Here is a 17,846-nt window from a genome sequence, read left to right as displayed (position 1 = left end):
CGGGTCAGTCCCTCCAGACGGGAGGCGGTCCCGCGAGTGGCTCCTGCCCGCCCTCCCTCTTCTTGTTCGGGTCGACCAGCTGCGACTTCGGGTCGTACGGCTTGATCTCGGGCGCGTCGATGGTCCCGTCGGGCTGGATCTTCGGCAGCGCCTGCTGCGGCTTGGGCAACAGGGCCCGCTTGAGGTCCTGGTTGCCCTCGTCGTCGAGGCCGTAGAGCGCGTCGTAGATGTTGCGCACGGCGGGGCCCGAGGCGCCGGAGCCCGTACCACCCTGAGAGATCGTCATGACGATCGTGTAGTCGTCGGTGTAGGTCGCGAACCAGGAGGTGGTCTGCTTGCCGTAGACCTGGGCGGTACCGGTCTTGGCCCGCATCGGGATCTTGTCCTGCGGCCAGCCGCCGAACCGCCAGGCGGCGGTGCCGCCGGGCTCGACGACGGAGCGCAGGCCCTTGTCGAGGTCGCTGATGGTCTGGGCGTCGACCGGCAGCCTGCCGTGGGCCTTGGGCTTGATCTCCTGGATCCGCTTGCCGTCGGGGCTGATCACGGCCTTGCCGATGGTGGGGTTGTAGAGGGTGCCGCCGTTGCTGATGGCGGCGTAGGCGGTGGCCAGCTGGATCGGCGTGATGAGCACGTCGCCCTGCCCGATGGCGAAGTTGATGCTGTCGAAGGCCTTCAGCTGGTTGCCTTCGAGGCAGCTCTCGTACGCGATCTGCTCGACGTACGTGCCGCCCTTCTTGCCCTGCTTGCACCAGGAGTCCTTGTTGGCCTCCCAGAAGCTCTGCTTCCACTGGCGGTCCGGGATGCGGCCGGTGACCTCGTTCGGCAGGTCGATGCCGGTCTCGGAGCCGAAGCCGTAGTCGCGGGCGGTCCGGTAGAACCAGTCGTGGGCGTCCTTCTTGGGCTTTATTCCGCCGTCACGCTGCCACTCCTGGTGGCCGAGACGGTAGAAGACGGTGTTGCAGGAGAACTTGAGGGCGTCCCCGAGGGTGATGGGACCGTGGCCCTTGGACTCGAAGTTCGCGAAGCTGCGGTTGCCCATGCTGTAGGAGCTGCTGCAGTTGTACCGGTCGTTGAAGGGGTAGCCGGCCCGCACGGCCGCGCTCGCCGACACCACCTTGAAGACCGAGCCGGCGGGTGCCTGGCCCTGGATGGCGCGGTTGAGCAGCGGGTAGTTGGATTTCTTGTCGGTGAGCCGGGCGTAGTCCTTGGCGGAGATGCCGCCGATCCAGGCGTTCGGGTCGTAGTCCGGCTGGGAGGCCATCGCGACGACCCGGCCGGTCTTGGACTCCATGACGACGACGGCGCCCGCGTCGGCCTCGTACGGGCGACCGGTGATCTTGTCGGTCTCCTTCCGTACGGTCTCCATCGCCGCGTGGAGTTCGTACTCGGCGACGGCCTGCACCCGGGCGTCGATGCTGGTCACGACATTGGAGCCGGGCACGCCCGGGTCCGACTCGGTCTGGCCCATCACCCGGCCGAGTTTGTCGACCTCGTAGGAGGTGACGCCCGCCTTGCCGCGCAACTGCTTGTCGTAGGTGCGCTCCAGGCCCGAGCGGCCGACCTGGTCGGAGCGCAGGTGCGGCGAGTCGGTGTCCTTGGCCTTCTGGATCTCCTCGTCGGTGACGGGCGAGAGGTAGCCGAGGACCTGCGAGGTGCGGGCCTTGCCGGGCGCGGGGTAGCGGCGTACGGCAGTGGGTTCGGCGGTGATGCCGGGGAAGTCCTCGGAGCTCTCCCGGATCCGCAGCGCCTGCTGCGTGGTGGCCTTGTTGGTGACCGGGATCGGCTGGTAGGGCGAGCCGTTCCAGCAGGGCTGCGGGGTCTGGGAGTCGCAGAGCCGGACCTTGTCCATGACCTCCTTGGGCTTCATGCCCAGGACGCCGGCCAGACGGGTGAGGACGGCCTTGCCGTCGTCCTTCATCTTCATCAGGTCGGTGCGGGACGCGGAGACCACGAGGCGGGTCTCGTTGTCGGCGAGGGGGACGCCGCGGGCGTCGAGAATCGACCCGCGGACGGCGGGCTGGACGACCCGCTGGACGTGGTTGCTCCTCGCCTCGTCGGTGTACTCCTTGCCGTTGCGGATCTGGAGGTACCAGAGGCGTCCGCCGAGGGTGAGGAGGAGGGAGAAGACGAGAACCTGGATGACGACGAGCCGGACCTGGACCCTGGGAGTCCGTCCGGTCTCCGGGATGTTGCTCATACTGCCGGTGCCCCCTCGGTCACAGTCGCTTGACTCCCTTGATACGTCCGGCGCGTGAGGCTCTGCTACGGGCGGCCTTGACGAGCAGGCCACCGCGCTGGGTGCCGATCCGCAGGCCCGTGCCGGAGGCGAGCCAGCCGGAGGCCACGTCGGTGCTCTGCGAGGTGTCGGCGAGCGGGTCGTTCTCCGCGCGCCGGGCCAGGGCCATGATCAGCGGCACGGTGAAGGGCGCGAGGAGCAGGTCGTAGACGGCCGCGGTGAACAGCAGGAAGCCGAGGCCGACATGGCGGGCGGCGGTGTCCCCGACCAGGGCGCCCACTCCCGCGTACAGCAGGGTGGTGCCGATGGCGGCGGCCACGACCACGGCCATCGGGCCGCTGGCGGACTTGAGCCGGCCGTTCTCGGGGCGGGCGAGCCCGGCGAGGTAGCCGATGACGCACAGCACCAGGGCGTAGCGGCCGGCGGCGTGGTCGGCTGGCGGGGCGAGGTCGGCGAGGAGCCCGGCCCCGAAGCCGATGAGGCAGCCGCTGACGGGGCCGTACACGAGGGCGAGGCCGAGGACGGTCAGCAGGACGAGGTCGGGTACGGCTCCGGGGAGCTGGAGGCGGGCGAGGACTGAGACCTGGATGACGAGGGCGACCACGACGAGCGTGGCCGAGAGGAGGATCCGGTTGAACTTCACGCGTCAGTCCCCCTGCTCGTTCTCGGGCTTCTGCCCCTGCTCCGGCTGCTGCCCGGGCTCCTGCTGCTCTCCGGGCCGCTGTTGCTGTCCCGGCTGCTGCTGTCCCGGCTGCTCGCCCGCCTGCTGCTCCCCCGTCTGCGGCTGCCCCTCCGGTGGGGGCGGCGTGACCGTGACGGTGACGGTCGGCGCCGGCTTGGGCTTGGGCGGCAGGACCATGTCGCGCGGGTCCGTGCGCGGGGCCTGGACGACGATGCCGACGATGTCGAGCTTGGTGAAGGCGACGTACGGGCGGACGTAGACGTTACGGGTCAGGCCGCCGCCCGACGGGTCCACCCGGATGACCTCGCCGACCGGCACTCCGGGCACGAACGGCTTGTCGGCCTGCGAGCCGAAGGTGACGAGCCGGTCGCCGGCCTTCACCTTCGCCTTGCCGTTGAGGAGCTGGACGAGGAGCGGACCGTTGCCCTGGCCGGTGGCGAAGCCCAGCTCGTTCGTCTTCTCCATGCGGGTGCCGACGGTGAAGTCGGGGTCGCTGGCGAGCAGGACGGTCGCGGTGGAGGGGCCGACGGTGGTGACCCGGCCGACCAGGCCGGAGCCGTTGAGCACGGTCATGTCCCGCCGGATGCCGTCGTCGGCGCCGGCGTCGATGGTGACGGTCCAGGAGAAGCCCTGGGCCGCTCCTATGGCGATGACCTCGGCGGCCTTGATGCCGTACTGCCCGGCGCCGGCCGTCTTGAGCAGGGTGTCGAGCTCGTGGAGCCGGCTGCGGTTGCGGTCGTCGCTGCCCAGCTTGGCCTTGAGGACGGCGTTCTCGCGTTCCAGGGCGGCGACACGGGTGTGTCGCTCGCCGGAGTCGCGGACCGCTCCTATGGCGTTGCCGACGGGGTCGACGGCCGCCGCGACGCCGTTCTCGACCGGTCCGAAGACGGCGGCGGCGGCCTGCCGCGCGCCGTCGACCGGTGACTCCTCGCCGCCGCGGATGTCCACCGTGATCAGTGCGAACGCGATGGCGATCAGCAGCACCAGGAGCAGCCGGCTCTCTCGTGTGTCCCTCACGTGCGGCGGCCGTGCCTTTCCTCTGGGTTCGGTTGTTCCGTGCCGTTGTCAGCGTGCCTTGCCGATGCTGTCCGGTCGGCGCCGTTCCCCGGGCCCGCGGGCCCGGGGAACGGGGCGAGTCCTACCGGTCCTACCGGCGGGGCTGGGCGTCCAGCACCTGCTGGAGCGCCTCGAACTCCTCCACGCACTTGCCGGAGCCGAGCGCCACCGAGTCCAGCGGGTCCTCGGCGATGTGGATCGGCATCCCGGTCTCGCGGCGCAGCCGCTCGTCCAGGCCGCGCAGCAGGGCGCCTCCACCCGTGAGAACGATGCCGCGGTCCATCACGTCACCGGAGAGCTCCGGCGGGCACTTGTCGAGCGTCGTCTTGACGGCGTCGACGATCGCGTTGACCGGCTCCTCGATGGCCTTGCGGACCTCGGCCGCGGAGATGACCACGGTCTTGGGCAGACCGGAGACCAGGTCACGGCCGCGGATCTCGGTGTGCTCGTCCTTGTCGAGGTCGTACGCCGAGCCGATCGTGATCTTGATCTGTTCGGCGGTGCGCTCACCGAGGAGGAGCGAGTACTCCTTCTTGATGTGCTGGATGATCGCGTTGTCCAGCTCGTCGCCGGCCACCCGGATCGACTGTGCCGTGACGATTCCGCCGAGCGAGATCACGGCGACCTCGGTGGTGCCGCCACCGATGTCGACGACCATGTTGCCGGTCGCCTCGTGGACGGGGAGGCCCGCGCCGATGGCGGCGGCCATCGGCTCCTCGATGATGTGCACCTGGCGGGCGCCGGCCTGGGTGGAGGCCTCGATGACGGCGCGGCGCTCGACGCCGGTGATGCCGGAGGGCACACAGACGACGACCCGGGGGCGAGCCAGGTAGCGACGCTTGTGGATCTTGAGGATGAAGTAGCGGAGCATACGCTCGGTGATCTCGAAGTCGGCGATCACGCCGTCCTTCAGGGGCCGGACGGCGACGATGTTGCCGGGCGTCCGGCCGATCATCTTCTTCGCCTCGGCTCCGACCGCCAGGATGCCGCCGGTGTTGGTGTTGATCGCGACGACGGACGGCTCGTTCAGAACGATGCCTCGGCCCCTGACGTACACCAGCGTGTTGGCGGTCCCGAGGTCGACAGCCATGTCACGGCCGATGAACGACATTGAGTTCCCCTTGTTTCCCATGAGGATGCGTCGGTGCCTTCCCAATTGGAGCTTGACGGCTTCTCAGGTAGGCGAGGTGGTGGTGCGGCGGGTGCTGCGGCGTGGAGTTTTCCATCGTAGTGCCGCCCGCACGGATACCGCGCGGTGGTCCACCTCTGTATAGGTGACGGTAGGACGCTGCGATGCGTTCCCGGCCCAGCTGTTCATATGCCCGGGGGCGACCGAAATTCCTTCGGTCGCCCCAGGTTGTTGCGGTGTATGGCTGACACCGGGTCAGCCTCGGTCACACCAGACCGGGGAAGAAAATCTTCATTTCCCGAATGGCGGACTCCTCGGAGTCCGAGGCGTGGATGAGGTTCTCCCGGACGATGGTGCCGTAGTCCCCGCGGATGGAGCCGGGGGCGGCGGCGATCGGGTCGGTCGGGCCCGCGAGGGTGCGCAGGCCCTCGATGACCCGCTCGCCCTCGACGACCAGGGCGACGACCGGGCCGGACTGCATGAAGCCCATCAGCGGCTCGTAGAAGGGCTTGCCCTTGTGCTCGCCGTAGTGCTGCTCCAGCGTGTCCTGGCTCAGCTCGCGCAGTTCGAGCGCGGAGATGGTCCAACCGGCCTTGCGCTCGATACGGCCGATGATCTCGCCGATCAGGCCACGGCGGACGGCGTCGGGCTTGAGCAGGACGAGCGTGCGCTGGCTCACGGTGGAGACTCCTTACGAATGCGGTGTGCGGGACTCAGAGGCTACAGGGCCCGCACCGCCGCCGATTACGCAGCGTCAGGCCGTACGGAGACCCGGGGGCGGGCGCTCTCGGCGGCGGGCCGAAGGACCGGAGGACCGGAGGGCGGTGGGACCGGAGGACCGGAGGGCGGTGGGGCCGGGCGGGGGGGCCGAACGCGTTACGGCGTCGCGTCCGCCGCCGCCTGGCTCTCCGCCTGCGCGGCCCACCGGGCCTTCGCCTCGTCGATGATCCGTCCGTAGTGCACCGAGGCCCACCACAGCGCCGCGAAGAGCGCGCCCAGGAAGAACATCATCGGCACCACGAAGCCGCTCGCGATCAGGGCGACCTGCAGCGCCCAGCCGAGCTGGACGCCGCCCGGGCGGGTCAGCATCCCGCAGAGCAGCACGGACAGCAGCATCGCGATGCCGCAGACCGTCCAGACGGTGGTGGTCGACAGCGTGTCGTCCTTCATGGCGACGAGACCGGCGAAGCCGATCACGAAGAACTCGCCGATGAGGGTGGAGGCACAGAGCGTACGCATTGATTCAGCGCCTTCCGAGCAGCAGCCGGGCGTCCCCGACCGTGAAGATCGAACCGGTCACCAGCACACCCGCGCCGGCGTACTCGCCCTCTTCCTCCGCGAGCGTGATCGCCGCCTCGATGGCGTCGTCCAGGCGCGGCTCGACGACCACCCGGTCCTCGCCGAAGACCTCCACGGCGACCGCCGCGAGCGCGTCGACATCGGTCGCGCGAGGGCTGGAGTTCGCCGTGACGACGATCTCCGCGAAGATCGGCTCGAAGGCTTCGAGCAGGCCCTTGGCGTCCTTGTCGGCGCTGGTGCTCACCACGCCGATCAGCCGGGAGAACCCGAAGGCCTCGCTGACGCCCTCGGCCGTGGCCCGCGCGCCCGCCGGGTTGTGCGCCGCGTCCAGGATCACCGTCGGGGAACTGCGCACGACCTCCAGGCGGCCCGGCGTGGCCACCGAGGCGAAGGCACGGCGGACCGTGTCGATGTCCAGGGTGCGGGCGTGCTCGGCGCCGATCCCGAAGAACGCCTCGACCGCCGCGAGCGCGACCGCCGCGTTGTGCGCCTGATGGGCGCCGTACAGCGGCAGGAAGATGTCGTCGTACTCGCCGCCGAGGCCGCGCAGGGTCAGCAGCTGGCCGCCGACCGCGACCTCGCGGCTGACGATGCCGAACTCCATGCCCTCGCGGGCCACCGTCGCGTCGACCCCGACGGCCTTCTTCAGCAGGACCTGCGCCGCGTCCACCGGCTGCTGGGCCAGGATCACCGTCGCGCCCTGCTTGATGATCCCGGCCTTCTCCCCGGCGATCGCGCCGGGCGTGTCGCCGAGCCGGTCGGTGTGGTCGAGGTCGATCGGGGTGACGACGGCGACCGAGCCGTCGATGACGTTGGTGGCGTCCCAGGTGCCGCCCATGCCGACCTCGACGACCGCCACGTCCACCGGCGCGTCGGCGAAGGCCGCGTACGCCATGGCGGTCATGACCTCGAAGAAGGAGAGCCGGAACTCCTCGCGCGCGTCGACCAGCTCGATGTACGGCTTGATGTCCTGGTACGTCTCGATGAACCGCTCGGCGGAGATCGGGGCGCCGTCCAGGCTGATCCGCTCGGTGATCGTCTGCACGTGCGGCGAGGTGTACCGGCCGGTGCGCAGCTCGAACGCCGAGAGCAGCGCCTCGATCATCCGGGCCGTGGACGTCTTGCCGTTCGTGCCGGTGATGTGGATCGAGGGGTATGCGCGCTGCGGCTCGCCGAGGACGTCCATCAGGGCGGCGATCCGCTTGACGGACGGCTCCAGCTTGGTCTCGCCCCAGCGGGTCGACAGCTCGGTCTCGACCTCGCGCAGCGCCTTGTCCACCTCCGGGTCGGAGGGCCGGGCGGGCACGGGGTCACCCTGGGGCGGACCGGCCTGCGCGCGCAGCGTGCGGCTGCCGGCCTCGATCACCGCCAGGTCGGGGTCACGGTCGGTCTCGGCATCGACGATGTCGTCGAACGGGTCGAACTCGTCGCGGGGCTCACTCACGGTCCCAGTCTACGGAGGCCCACCGACAGGCCCGCGGACCCACCCCTTTCCGGACTTTCGCCCCACCACCGCGGGGGCAGGGGCCGCGGCCGGGGCTGGCGTCCGGGCCGCCGCCGGGGCCGGTGCCCGGGCCGGGGCCCGGACGTACGCGAGGGGCCCGGGACCGTCCGGTCCCGGGCCCCTCACCCGTACTCACGCCTGCGGCAGTCGCTCCAGCTGTGCCTGGATGCGGGCGATGTCCTCGTCCGCCTTGGCGAGCCGGGTACGGATCTTCTCGACCACGTTGTCCGGCGCCTTCGCCAGGAACGCTTCGTTGCCGAGCTTCCCGTTCGCCTGCGCCTTCTCCTTCTCCGCCGCCGCGAGGTCCTTGGCCAGCCGCTTGCGCTCCGCCGCCACGTCGATCGTGCCAGACAGGTCGAGCGCGACGGTGGCGCCGGCGACCGGCAGGGAGGCGGTGGCCGAGAAGCCCTCGCCCTCCGGCTGGAGACGCAGCAGCTGGCGGATGGCCGCCTCGTGCGGGGCGAGCGCGGTGCCGGTCAGGTCAAGGCGGGCCGGAACCTTCTGACCGGGCTGGAGACCCTGGTCCGAGCGGAACCGGCGGACCTCGGTGACGACCCGCTGGACCAGCTCGATCTCCTTCTCGGCGGCCTCGTCGCGGAAGCCCGAGTCGACCGGCCAGTCCGCGATGACGACGGACTCCTTGCCGGTGAGCGTGGTCCAGAGCGTCTCGGTGACGAACGGGACGATCGGGTGCAGCAGGCGCAGCATGACGTCCAGAACCTCGCCGAGGACCCGGCCGGAGACCCTGGCCTGCTCGCCGCCCGCGAAGAACGTGGTCTTCGACAGCTCGACGTACCAGTCGAAGACCTCGTCCCACGCGAAGTGGTAGAGGGCGTCGGCGAGCTTCGCGAACTGGTAGTCGTCGTAGTACGCGTCGACCTCGGCGACCGTCTTGTTGAGACGGGAGAGGATCCACCGGTCCGTGGCGGACATCTGCGACGGGTCCGGCAGCGGGCCCTCGACCGTCGCGCCGTTCATCAGCGCGAAGCGGGTCGCGTTCCAGATCTTGTTGGCGAAGTTACGGGACGCCTTGACCCAGTCCTCGCCGATCGGGACGTCGACACCCGGGTTGGCGCCGTTGGCCAGGGTGAAGCGGACGGCGTCGGAGCCGTACTCGTCCATCCAGTCCAGCGGGTTGACCGCGTTGCCGAAGGACTTCGACATCTTCTTGCCGAACTGGTCGCGGACCATGCCGTGCAGGGCGATGGTGTGGAACGGCGGGGTGCCGTCCATCGCGTACAGGCCGAACATCATCATCCGGGCGACCCAGAAGAAGAGGATGTCGTAGCCGGTGACCAGGACGGAGTTCGGGTAGAACTTCGCGAGGCTGTCCGTCTGCTCCGGCCAGCCGAGCGTGGAGAACGGCCACAGGCCGGAGGAGAACCAGGTGTCCAGGACGTCGGTGTCCTGGTGCCAGCCCTCGCCCGTCGGCGGCTGCTCGTCCGGTCCGACGCAGACGACCTCGCCGTTCGGGCCGTACCAGACCGGGATGCGGTGGCCCCACCACAGCTGGCGCGAGATGCACCAGTCGTGCAGGTTGTCGACCCAGTCGAAGTACCGCTTCTCCATCTCCTGCGGGTGGATCTTGACCCGGCCGTCGCGGACCGCGTCACCGGCGGCCTGGGCGAGCGGACCGACCTTGACCCACCACTGCATCGACAGGCGCGGCTCGATGGTGGTCTTGCAGCGCGAGCAGTGGCCGACGGAGTGGACGTACGGACGCTTCTCGGCGACGATCCGGCCCTCGGCGCGCAGCGCGGCGACGATGGCGGAGCGGGCCTCAAGGCGGTCCAGGCCCTGGAAGGGGCCGTGGGCGGTGATGACCGCGCGCTCGTCCATGATCGCGAGGTTGGGCAGGTTGTGGCGTTGGCCGATCTCGAAGTCGTTCGGGTCGTGCGCCGGGGTCACCTTGACGGCGCCCGTGCCGAACTCGGGGTCGACGTGCTCGTCGGCGACGACCGGGATGCGGCGGCCGGTGAGCGGCAGCTCGATCTCGGTGCCGACGAGGTGGCGGTACCGCTCGTCGTCCGGGTGGACGGCGACGGCCGTGTCACCGAGCATCGTCTCGGCGCGGGTCGTGGCGACGACGATCTCCGTGTCCCCTGAGCCGTACCGGATCGAGACGAGCTCGCCGTCGTCGTCCTGGTACTCGACCTCGATGTCCGAGATCGCCGTGAGACAGCGGGGGCACCAGTTGATGATCCGCTCGGCGCGGTAGATCAGCTCGTCGTCGTAGAGCTTCTTGAAGAGGGTCTTGACCGCCTGGGAGAGGCCCTCGTCCATGGTGAAGCGCTCACGGGACCAGGCGACGCCGTCGCCCAGGCGCTTCATCTGGCCGGAGATCTGGCCTCCGGACTCGGCCTTCCACTGCCAGACCCGCTCGACGAACGCCTCGCGGCCGAGGTCGTGGCGGGACTTGCCCTCCTTGGCGAGCTCGCGCTCGACGACGTTCTGGGTCGCGATACCGGCGTGGTCCATGCCCGGCTGCCACAGCGTTTCGTAGCCCTGCATGCGCTTGCGGCGGGTGAGGGCGTCGATCAGCGTGTGCTCGAAGGCGTGGCCCAGGTGGAGCGAACCGGTGACGTTCGGCGGCGGGATGACGATGGTGTACGGCGGCTTGTCGCTCTTCTCGTCCGCCTCGAAGTAACCGCGCTCTACCCAGCGCTCGTACAGCTTCCCCTCTACTTCGGCCGGCGCGTACTGGGTCGGCAGTTCGGGGTTGGCTGCTGGCTGCTGCTGAGTGTTCTCGGTCACGGGGTCAGTTTAGGGGTGCGGCGGGGTGGTCCTGAAACTCGATTGTTCGGTAACGGTGTGCCCCCCGCCGCCCCGGCACGGCGGCGGTTCCGACAGGATGTTCGCTACGCATAAACATCCTGTGAGGGGAACCCTGTCCATGAGCTACAACCAGCCGGGCCCGTACGGCGGTCAGCCCCAGCAGCCCGGGCCGTACGGTCAGCCGGGCCAGCCTGGTCCTTACGGGCAGCAGCCCGGTCCTTACGGCCAGCAGCCGCAGGCGCCCCAGCCCGGTTACGGCTACCCGCAGCAGGCGCCCCAGGGTGTGCCGCCGCAGCAGCCGCCGTACGGCTACCCTCAGCAGCCGCAGCAGCCGGGCCCGTACGGACAGCAGCCTCCGTACGGCGCCCCGCAGGGCCCCGGTGGCTACCCGCCGCCCCCGCCGGCCCCCAAGAAGTCGAAGACCGGCCTGATCATCGGCGGCGCGGTCGTGGCGCTCGCGCTGATCGCCGGCGGCGCGTGGTACTTCACCGCCGGTGGCGGCGGTTCGTCCGTCGCCGACGACGGCCCGCACAAGCTGATCACCCCGGAGACGGTGCTCGGTGAGTACCAGAAGAAGCCCGGCACGGACGGCGCGGGTGACAAGGACTCCCTCAAGGAGGCCAAGCAGAACGGCGTCAAGAACGCCACCAACGTCAGCGCTGCTTACCAGGTGACCGACAAGGCCAACCCGCTCGGCAACAAGCTGATCTCCTTCAGCGGCCTCTACGGCGAGATCGACGACCCGGAGAAGGTGGTCGACAACGTCTTCGCCAGCATCAAGGCGGAGGCCGAGAAGGACAAGGGCAAGGCCGACGAGCCGCAACTGGTCGGCAGCCCGCAGGAGTACAAGCCGACCGAGCTCGACGGCGCGGTCCTCAAGTGCCAGCAGGCGAAGACGGAGGCCGACGCGGCCAACTCCACACCGGCGTTCACCATGACGGTCTGCGTGTGGGCCGACCACAGCACGGTGGGCTTCGTGACGCCGATGGACATGGCCTCCATGGCCGCGGGCAAGGCCGGCAGCATGGAGGACGCCGCCGCCATCACCGCGAAGTTCCGCAAGGAGGTCCGCGTCAAGGCCTGAGCGCCGGACCGGACATGACAGGAGGGGGTCCCGCCGTCCGGCGGGACCCCCTCCTGTCGTTCTCTCGCAACTACACCGACCGACTACGCCGACTTCTCGTGCCGTCCGTCGTTCTTCACGATCCGCGGCACCAGCGTCGGGTTGACGTTGTTGCGCACGACGTCCGCCGTGATGACCACGCGGGCCACGTCCTTGCGGGACGGGACCTCGTACATCACCGACATCAGGACCTCTTCCATGATGGCCCGCAGGCCACGCGCGCCCGTGCCGCGCAGGATCGCCTGGTCGGCGATGGCCTCCAGGGCCGGGCGGTCGAAGTCCAGCTCCACACCGTCGAGTTCGAAGAGGCGCTGGTACTGCTTGACCAGGGCGTTGCGCGGCTCGACGAGGATCTTGAGCAGGGCCTCGCGGTCGAGGTTGTGGACCGAGGTGATGACCGGCAGACGGCCGATGAACTCCGGGATCATCCCGAACTTCACCAGGTCCTCCGGCATGACCTCCTGGAACTGGTCGCTCGCCTCGATCTCGCGCTTGGAGCGGATCGTCGCCCCGAAGCCGATGCCCTTCGCACCCGCCCGCGACTCGATGATCTTCTCCAGGCCGGCGAAGGCGCCGCCCACGATGAAGAGCACGTTCGTCGTGTCGATCTGGATGAACTCCTGGTGCGGGTGCTTCCGTCCGCCCTGCGGCGGCACCGAGGCGGTAGTGCCCTCCAGGATCTTCAGCAGGGCCTGCTGCACGCCCTCGCCGGACACATCACGGGTGATCGACGGGTTTTCGCTCTTACGGGCGACCTTGTCGATCTCGTCGATGTAGATGATCCCGGTCTCGGCCTTCTTGACGTCGTAGTCGGCCGCCTGGATCAGCTTGAGCAGGATGTTCTCGACGTCCTCGCCGACATAGCCGGCCTCCGTCAGCGCCGTCGCGTCGGCGATGGCGAACGGGACGTTGAGCATCCGGGCCAGGGTCTGCGCGAGCAGCGTCTTGCCGGACCCCGTGGGGCCGAGCAGAAGGATGTTGGACTTCGCCAGTTCGATGGCGTCGTCCCGGCCCGCGCCGCCGCCGTTCTCGCCGGCCTGGACGCGCTTGTAGTGGTTGTACACCGCGACCGAGAGGGCCTTCTTCGCGGGCTCCTGCCCGACGACGTACCCCTCGAGGAACTCGTAGATCTCGCGGGGCTTCGGGAGTTCCTCCCACCGCACCTCGCTCGTCTCGGCGAGCTCCTCCTCGATGATCTCGTTGCAGAGGTCGATGCACTCATCGCAGATGTACACACCGGGTCCTGCGATGAGCTTCTTCACCTGCTTCTGGCTCTTTCCGCAGAACGAGCACTTGAGCAGGTCGCCGCCATCACCGATGCGTGCCACGAGGTGCTTCCCCTTCGCCTGGGAGCGCTTGGTTCAGCGACTCCTGGTGCCTCATATTCGACGGTACCTTGCCGGGCCCCCCGTTCGGGCCCCCCTTGGCACGGTTCACATGAACGGGAACGCGCCACGGCGCCATGATTCCCCTCCTGTTCCCCGTGCCAGGGGAAGGTCGAGCGTCAGGCTGCCGCGGCGGCCGTGCTCTTGCGGGTCGAGACGATCTGGTCGACGAGACCGTACGCCAGGGCGTCCTCGGCGGTCAGGATCTTGTCGCGCTCGATGTCGTCGCGGATCTTCTCGATCGGCGTCGAGGAGTGCTTGGCCAGCATCTCTTCCAGCTGGGTGCGCATCCGCAGGATCTCGTTGGCCGCGATCTCCAGGTCGGAGAGCTGCTCGCGACCGGTGCCGCCCGAGGGCTGGTGGATCAGCACGCGGGCGTTCGGCAGCGCCATCCGCTTGCCGGGCGTACCGGCGGCGAGCAGCACGGCCGCGGCGGAGGCCGCCTGGCCCATGCAGACCGTCTGGATGTCCGGCTTCACGAACTGCATCGTGTCGTAGATGGCGGTCAGCGCGGTGAAGGAGCCACCGGGGCTGTTGATGTAGATCGAGATGTCGCGGTCCGGGTCCATCGACTCCAGGCACAGCAGCTGGGCCATGACGTCGTTGGCGGAGGCGTCGTCGATCTGCACGCCGAGGAAGATCACGCGCTCCTCGAAGAGCTTGGCGTACGGGTCGTACTCGCGCACACCCTGCGAGGTGCGCTCGACGAAGCGCGGGACGACGTACCGGTTGTCCACCTGGGGGCCGGTGTAGAGGCCGCTCGCGGAGAAGTTCGGGGGCATCGAGTTCATGGGGTTGTTCACCATCCTGGTGGCGTTCAGCGGGCTTGGCTTCGGTGCGGTAGGGCCTCGGGCGCTCAGGCGCCCGTGCCGCCGCCGCCCGGAACGCCCGAAGCGGCAGAGATGATCTCGTCGATGAGGCCGTACTCCTTGGCCTCCTCCGCGGTGAACCAGCGGTCGCGGTCGCCGTCGCGGATGATCGTCTCGACGGTCTGGCCGGAATGCAGTGCGGTGATCTCGGCCATGCGCCTCTTCGTACGGAGGAGGTACTCGGCCTGGATCTTGATGTCCGAGGCCGTACCGCCGATGCCGGCGGAGCCCTGGTGCATCAGGATGTCGGTGTTCGGCAGCGCGAAGCGCTTGCCGTTGGCGCCGCCGGTGAGCAGGAACTGGCCCATGGAGGCCGCCATGCCCATACCGATGGTGACGACGTCGTTGGGGATGTACTGCATGGTGTCGTAGATGGCCATGCCGGCCGTCACGGAGCCACCGGGGCTGTTGATGTACAGGTAGATGTCCTTGTCCGGGTCGGCGGCAAGGAGCAGCATCTGCGCGGTGATCTTGTTGGCGATCTCGTCGTCGACCTGCTGGCCGAGGAAGATGATGCGCTCGCCGAGCAGCCGGTTGTAGACATGGTCGCCGAGGCCGCCACCGATGGACGGCTCACCCGCGGCGTAAGGCATCAGATTCGTCACGTATCCACCTGCTCGTCTCTGACGGCACCGGCCGTCTCAGCGTCTCTCGTACTGGGGACGGGGTACGACCCTGCCCTCGTATTCATGGACCCTAACGCGCAGGTAGGACAACACCATCCCGCTTCCCGAACTGTTCGCTGGGAGCGCAAGGTAGTTGGGGCGTGACGGGGTCCGCGCGCGTTACGTCCATGGGTATTCGTCGAAGGGCATACGGCCACGGGCCCGGGCGCACCGCAGTGCGACCGGGCCCGTGGACCGGGTTCAGCGCGAGGCTCAGGCCTCGTTCTTCTCCTCGGCGTCGCCGGTGACGGCCTCGACCGCCTCGGCGGCGGCCTCGACCTCGTCCTCGTCGTCCTCGAGGTCGACGGTCTCACCGTTGGTGTCGACGACCTTGGCGGCCTCGACGACGACCGCGAGGGCCTTGCCGCGGGCGACCTCGCCGACGAGCATCGGCACCTGGCCACCCTCGACGACGGCCTGGGCGAACTGGTCGGGGCTCATGCCGGAGGAGGCGGCGCGGCGCATGAGGTGCTCGGTGAGCTCCTCCTGGCTGACGTTGAGCTTCTCCTTGTTGACGAGCTCATCGAGGATGAACTGCGTCTTGATGCCCTTCTCGGCCTGCTCCTTGGTCTCCGCCAGGAACTCTTCCTCGGTCTTGCCCTGGATCTCCAGGTACTTCTCGAGGGTCAGGCCCATCTGGCCGAGCTGGTGGTGCTCCAGGTTGTGCTTGCGGGTGTTGATCTCGTCCTCGAGGAGCTTCTCGGGGATCGGGACCTCCGCCAGCTTCAGCAGCTCGTCGAGGACGCGCTCCTGGGCCTGGGTGGCCTGGTCGAACTGCTTCATGTTCTCGAGGCGCTTGCGGCTGTCGGCCTTGAGCTCGTCGAGGGTGTCGAACTCCGACGCGAGCTGCGCGAAGTCGTCGTCCAGCTCGGGGAGCTCACGGGCGGCGACGGCGGTGACCTTGACGGTGACCTCGGCGTCCTTGCCCTCGGCGGAGCCGCCCTTCAGCTGCGAGGTGAAGGTGGCCTCGCCGCCGGCCTCGAGGCCGGTCACGGCCTCGTCGATGCCGTCGAGGAGCTCGCCGGAACCGATGGTGTACGAGACGCCCTGGGCGACACCGTCGGGCAGGACCTCGCCGTCGACCTTGGCCTCGAGGTCGATGGTGACGACGTCACCCTCGGCGGCGGGGCGCTCGACCGGGTTGGTGGAGGCGAAGCGCTCGCGCAGCTGCTCGACGGACTTCTCGACGTCCTCGTCGGTGACCTCGACCGCGTCGACGGTGACCTCGATGCCGGAGTAGTCCGGGATCTCGATCGTCGGGCGGATGTCGACCTCGGCGGTGAAGGCCAGCAGCTCGCCGTCCTTCAGCTCGGTGATGTCGACCTCGGGCTGACCCAGCGGGTTGACCTCGGCCTCGTTCACGGCCTCGGTGTAGAACTTCGGGAGCGCGTCGTTGACGGCCTCCTCCAGCACCGCACCACGGCCGAACCGCTGGTCGATCACACGAGCCGGGATCTTGCCCTTGCGGAAGCCCTTGACCGTGACCTGCTGGTTGATCTTCTTGTACGCCGCGTCGAGGCTGTCCTTGAGCTCCTCGAAGGGCACCTCGACAGTGAGCCGAACCCGGGTCGGGTTCAGGGTCTCCACGGCGCTCTTCACGGTTCGGTCTCCTTGGTGGCTGATTCTTGGATTCTGCCGATGCCGCTTGGGGCGGTTCCGGCCGATCGGCCCCGGTCAGAGAGACACACGGGCACGCAGCTTGCATAGTAACCGCATGCGGGACGCCGCCTACAACGCGATCTTGTTCTGCGTCCGTCGACGAAGTGGTCGGGGTGGCGGGATTTGAACCCACGGCCTTCCGCTCCCAAAGCGGACGCGCTACCAAGCTGCGCCACACCCCGTCGGTGCGACACGTAGGGTACATGCACGGAGACAGTGCGACGCCCCCGTTTCCGAGGGGCGTGCGGGGACCGCCCATGACCCGCTACGATGCTGTCCGTGCCGCGGCCCACGTGACCTGCGGCGCGACCTGTGCGGGCGTAGCTCAATGGTAGAGCCCTAGTCTTCCAAACTAGCTACGCGGGTTCGATTCCCGTCGCCCGCTCCACATGGCTCAGGGCCAGGTCAGAGGATCATCCTCCAGCCTGGCCCTGATGCGTTTCCGATCTTCTTTCAGTCCTGCGTGCCCGCTGCGTGCCCGTTCCGCTTGGGATCTTGCTTCCGGGCCTGCTCGACGACAGCGCTCACGGCCTGGCCGATCAGCCGCTCTCGCTCGGCCGTCGCGTGCTGATAGATCAGCGCGGCACGGGCGGTGCTGTGGCCCATTCTCGTCATCAGCTCTCGCGTGCTCGCGCCGGTCGCGGCGGCGAGGGTGTTGCCGGTATGGCGAAGATCATGGAAGTGCAGGCCCTTGATGCCGACTTCCTCGCACGCCTTGCGCCAGAGTTTGCCGAAGTGGTTGCGACGGGGCGTCGCCTTCTTGGCACCGACGAAGACCCGGCCGTCGGCGCCCTGCTCGGCGTACACGGCAAGGTGGTTGCTCAGATCGGTGTGGATGACAGCCGGGATGGCCACGGTGCGCTTACCGGCCGCGCTCTTCGGTTCCTTCACCAGCCGCCGCCCGCTGTGGAGTTCGGCCACGTTCCGGCGGACTCGCAGGGTGCCCGCGTCAAGGTCGATGTCCCGGCGCGAGAGTCCGATGAGTTCGCCCCAGCGGAGGCCCGTGAAGGCCGCCAGGAGGACGAGAGCCCGGTATCGGGGCTGGATGGCGCCAGCGAGGGCGTACACCTCCTGAATGGTCGCGGTGGGCCGCTCAGGGGTGGGGGCTGTGCTAGCGCCCTTGACCCGGCAGGGGTTCCGCCGAATCAACCGGTCCTCCACGGCGGTCATGAGCACGGCCCGCATGAGCGCGTACGACTTGGCCACCGAGGAAGCGCCGGCGCCCGCGTCGAGGCGAGCGACCCGCCAGGCTCGCACCGAGGCCGGGCTGATGTCGGCCAGGGCGACGTTCCCGAACGTCGGCTCAAGGTGATTCCGGAGAAGCGACCGGTACAGGTCAGCCGTCGAGGCACTGATGCCCCGTTCCTTGATCCAGGTGGCTGCGTAGGAACCGAAGGGCACCTTCGCGGCATCCGGGTCGGTCCAGTCCCCCGCGCGCAGCTCAGCCTGTCGCTCAGCCAACCA

Annotated in this window: 14 protein-coding genes and 2 tRNA genes; 2 read left to right on the top strand and 14 right to left on the bottom strand. The window is 69.0% G+C overall.

Going from position 1 to position 17,846, the window contains the following annotated elements; all coding sequences use genetic code 11:
- Positions 1-4: 4 nt before the first annotated feature.
- The 8 genes from mrdA to ACF06X_RS01990 form a co-directional block, all read right to left on the bottom strand.
- Positions 5-2,197 carry a penicillin-binding protein 2 gene (mrdA, locus tag ACF06X_RS02025; protein WP_392285230.1) on the bottom strand — a complete coding sequence of 731 codons (2,193 nt, stop codon included), beginning with the start codon at positions 2,195-2,197 and terminating at the stop codon, positions 5-7.
- Positions 2,198-2,216: 19 nt separating this feature from the next.
- Complete coding sequence (mreD, locus tag ACF06X_RS02020; protein ID WP_392285229.1) at positions 2,217-2,879, bottom strand: rod shape-determining protein MreD; 663 nt, start codon at positions 2,877-2,879, stop codon at positions 2,217-2,219.
- Positions 2,880-2,882: 3 nt separating this feature from the next.
- A complete protein-coding gene (mreC, locus tag ACF06X_RS02015; protein WP_392285228.1) occupies positions 2,883-3,935 on the bottom strand; it encodes a rod shape-determining protein MreC in 1,053 nt (350 codons plus the stop codon).
- A gap of 130 nt (positions 3,936-4,065) precedes the next feature.
- On the bottom strand, positions 4,066-5,085 hold the full coding sequence (locus ACF06X_RS02010) for a rod shape-determining protein (RefSeq protein ID WP_093876113.1): 1,020 nt from the start codon (positions 5,083-5,085) through the stop codon (positions 4,066-4,068).
- Between the two features lie 283 nt (positions 5,086-5,368).
- On the bottom strand, positions 5,369-5,782 hold the full coding sequence (gene ndk, locus ACF06X_RS02005; protein WP_392285227.1) for a nucleoside-diphosphate kinase: 414 nt from the start codon (positions 5,780-5,782) through the stop codon (positions 5,369-5,371).
- Between the two features lie 197 nt (positions 5,783-5,979).
- Positions 5,980-6,342, bottom strand: coding sequence for a DUF4233 domain-containing protein (locus ACF06X_RS02000; RefSeq protein WP_392285226.1), 363 nt, complete (start codon positions 6,340-6,342; stop codon positions 5,980-5,982).
- Between the two features lie 4 nt (positions 6,343-6,346).
- Positions 6,347-7,846: a bifunctional folylpolyglutamate synthase/dihydrofolate synthase gene (locus ACF06X_RS01995; protein ID WP_392285225.1), complete on the bottom strand. Its 1,500-nt coding sequence runs from the start codon at positions 7,844-7,846 to the stop codon at positions 6,347-6,349.
- 192 nt (positions 7,847-8,038) lie between these two features.
- Positions 8,039-10,660, bottom strand: a complete 2,622-nt coding sequence (locus tag ACF06X_RS01990) for a valine--tRNA ligase (protein WP_392285224.1) — start codon at positions 10,658-10,660, stop codon at positions 8,039-8,041.
- Between the two features lie 139 nt (positions 10,661-10,799).
- Between ACF06X_RS01990 and ACF06X_RS01985 the strand changes: the two genes are divergently transcribed.
- Positions 10,800-11,765, top strand: coding sequence for a hypothetical protein (locus ACF06X_RS01985; RefSeq protein ID WP_392285223.1), 966 nt, complete (start codon positions 10,800-10,802; stop codon positions 11,763-11,765).
- A gap of 83 nt (positions 11,766-11,848) precedes the next feature.
- Here ACF06X_RS01985 and clpX read toward each other — a convergent pair whose 3' ends face one another.
- The 5 genes from clpX to ACF06X_RS01960 form a co-directional block, all read right to left on the bottom strand.
- Positions 11,849-13,132, bottom strand: coding sequence for an ATP-dependent Clp protease ATP-binding subunit ClpX (clpX, locus tag ACF06X_RS01980; RefSeq protein WP_158987286.1), 1,284 nt, complete (start codon positions 13,130-13,132; stop codon positions 11,849-11,851).
- 176 nt (positions 13,133-13,308) lie between these two features.
- Positions 13,309-13,995 carry an ATP-dependent Clp protease proteolytic subunit gene (locus tag ACF06X_RS01975; RefSeq protein ID WP_392285222.1) on the bottom strand — a complete coding sequence of 229 codons (687 nt, stop codon included), beginning with the start codon at positions 13,993-13,995 and terminating at the stop codon, positions 13,309-13,311.
- 50 nt (positions 13,996-14,045) lie between these two features.
- On the bottom strand, positions 14,046-14,651 hold the full coding sequence (locus ACF06X_RS01970) for an ATP-dependent Clp protease proteolytic subunit (protein ID WP_392285940.1): 606 nt from the start codon (positions 14,649-14,651) through the stop codon (positions 14,046-14,048).
- Between the two features lie 285 nt (positions 14,652-14,936).
- The gene (tig, locus tag ACF06X_RS01965) at positions 14,937-16,322 is read right to left on the bottom strand and encodes a trigger factor (RefSeq protein WP_392285221.1); all 1,386 of its coding nucleotides are present in this window, start codon (positions 16,320-16,322) and stop codon (positions 14,937-14,939) included.
- A gap of 165 nt (positions 16,323-16,487) precedes the next feature.
- Positions 16,488-16,564, bottom strand: a tRNA-Pro gene (locus ACF06X_RS01960).
- Between the two features lie 132 nt (positions 16,565-16,696).
- Here ACF06X_RS01960 and ACF06X_RS01955 point away from each other — a divergent pair.
- A tRNA-Gly gene (locus ACF06X_RS01955) sits at positions 16,697-16,770 on the top strand.
- Between the two features lie 65 nt (positions 16,771-16,835).
- On the opposite strand, the gene ACF06X_RS01950 is transcribed toward ACF06X_RS01955, so the two are convergent.
- Positions 16,836-17,843, bottom strand: coding sequence for a tyrosine-type recombinase/integrase (locus ACF06X_RS01950; RefSeq protein ID WP_392285220.1), 1,008 nt, complete (start codon positions 17,841-17,843; stop codon positions 16,836-16,838).
- Positions 17,844-17,846: the final 3 nt, after the last annotated feature.

This window comes from Streptomyces sp. NPDC015346, assembly GCF_043078785.1.
GTDB lineage: Bacteria > Actinomycetota > Actinomycetes > Streptomycetales > Streptomycetaceae > Streptomyces.
This window is presented reverse-complemented; position numbering and strand designations above follow the sequence as displayed.

What these genes read in the sequence shown, in the direction of transcription:
- mrdA (WP_392285230.1), bottom strand. Translation starts at nt 2,197, where the DNA reads ATGAGCAACATCCCGGAGACCGGACGGACTCCCAGGGTCCAGGTCCGG.
- ACF06X_RS02010 (WP_093876113.1), bottom strand. Translation starts at nt 5,085, where the DNA reads ATGTCGTTCATCGGCCGTGACATGGCTGTCGACCTCGGGACCGCCAAC.
- ACF06X_RS02000 (WP_392285226.1), bottom strand. Translation starts at nt 6,342, where the DNA reads ATGCGTACGCTCTGTGCCTCCACCCTCATCGGCGAGTTCTTCGTGATC.
- ACF06X_RS01985 (WP_392285223.1), top strand. Translation starts at nt 10,800, where the DNA reads ATGAGCTACAACCAGCCGGGCCCGTACGGCGGTCAGCCCCAGCAGCCC.
- ACF06X_RS01975 (WP_392285222.1), bottom strand. Translation starts at nt 13,995, where the DNA reads ATGGTGAACAACCCCATGAACTCGATGCCCCCGAACTTCTCCGCGAGC.
- ACF06X_RS01970 (WP_392285940.1), bottom strand. Translation starts at nt 14,651, where the DNA reads ATGCCTTACGCCGCGGGTGAGCCGTCCATCGGTGGCGGCCTCGGCGAC.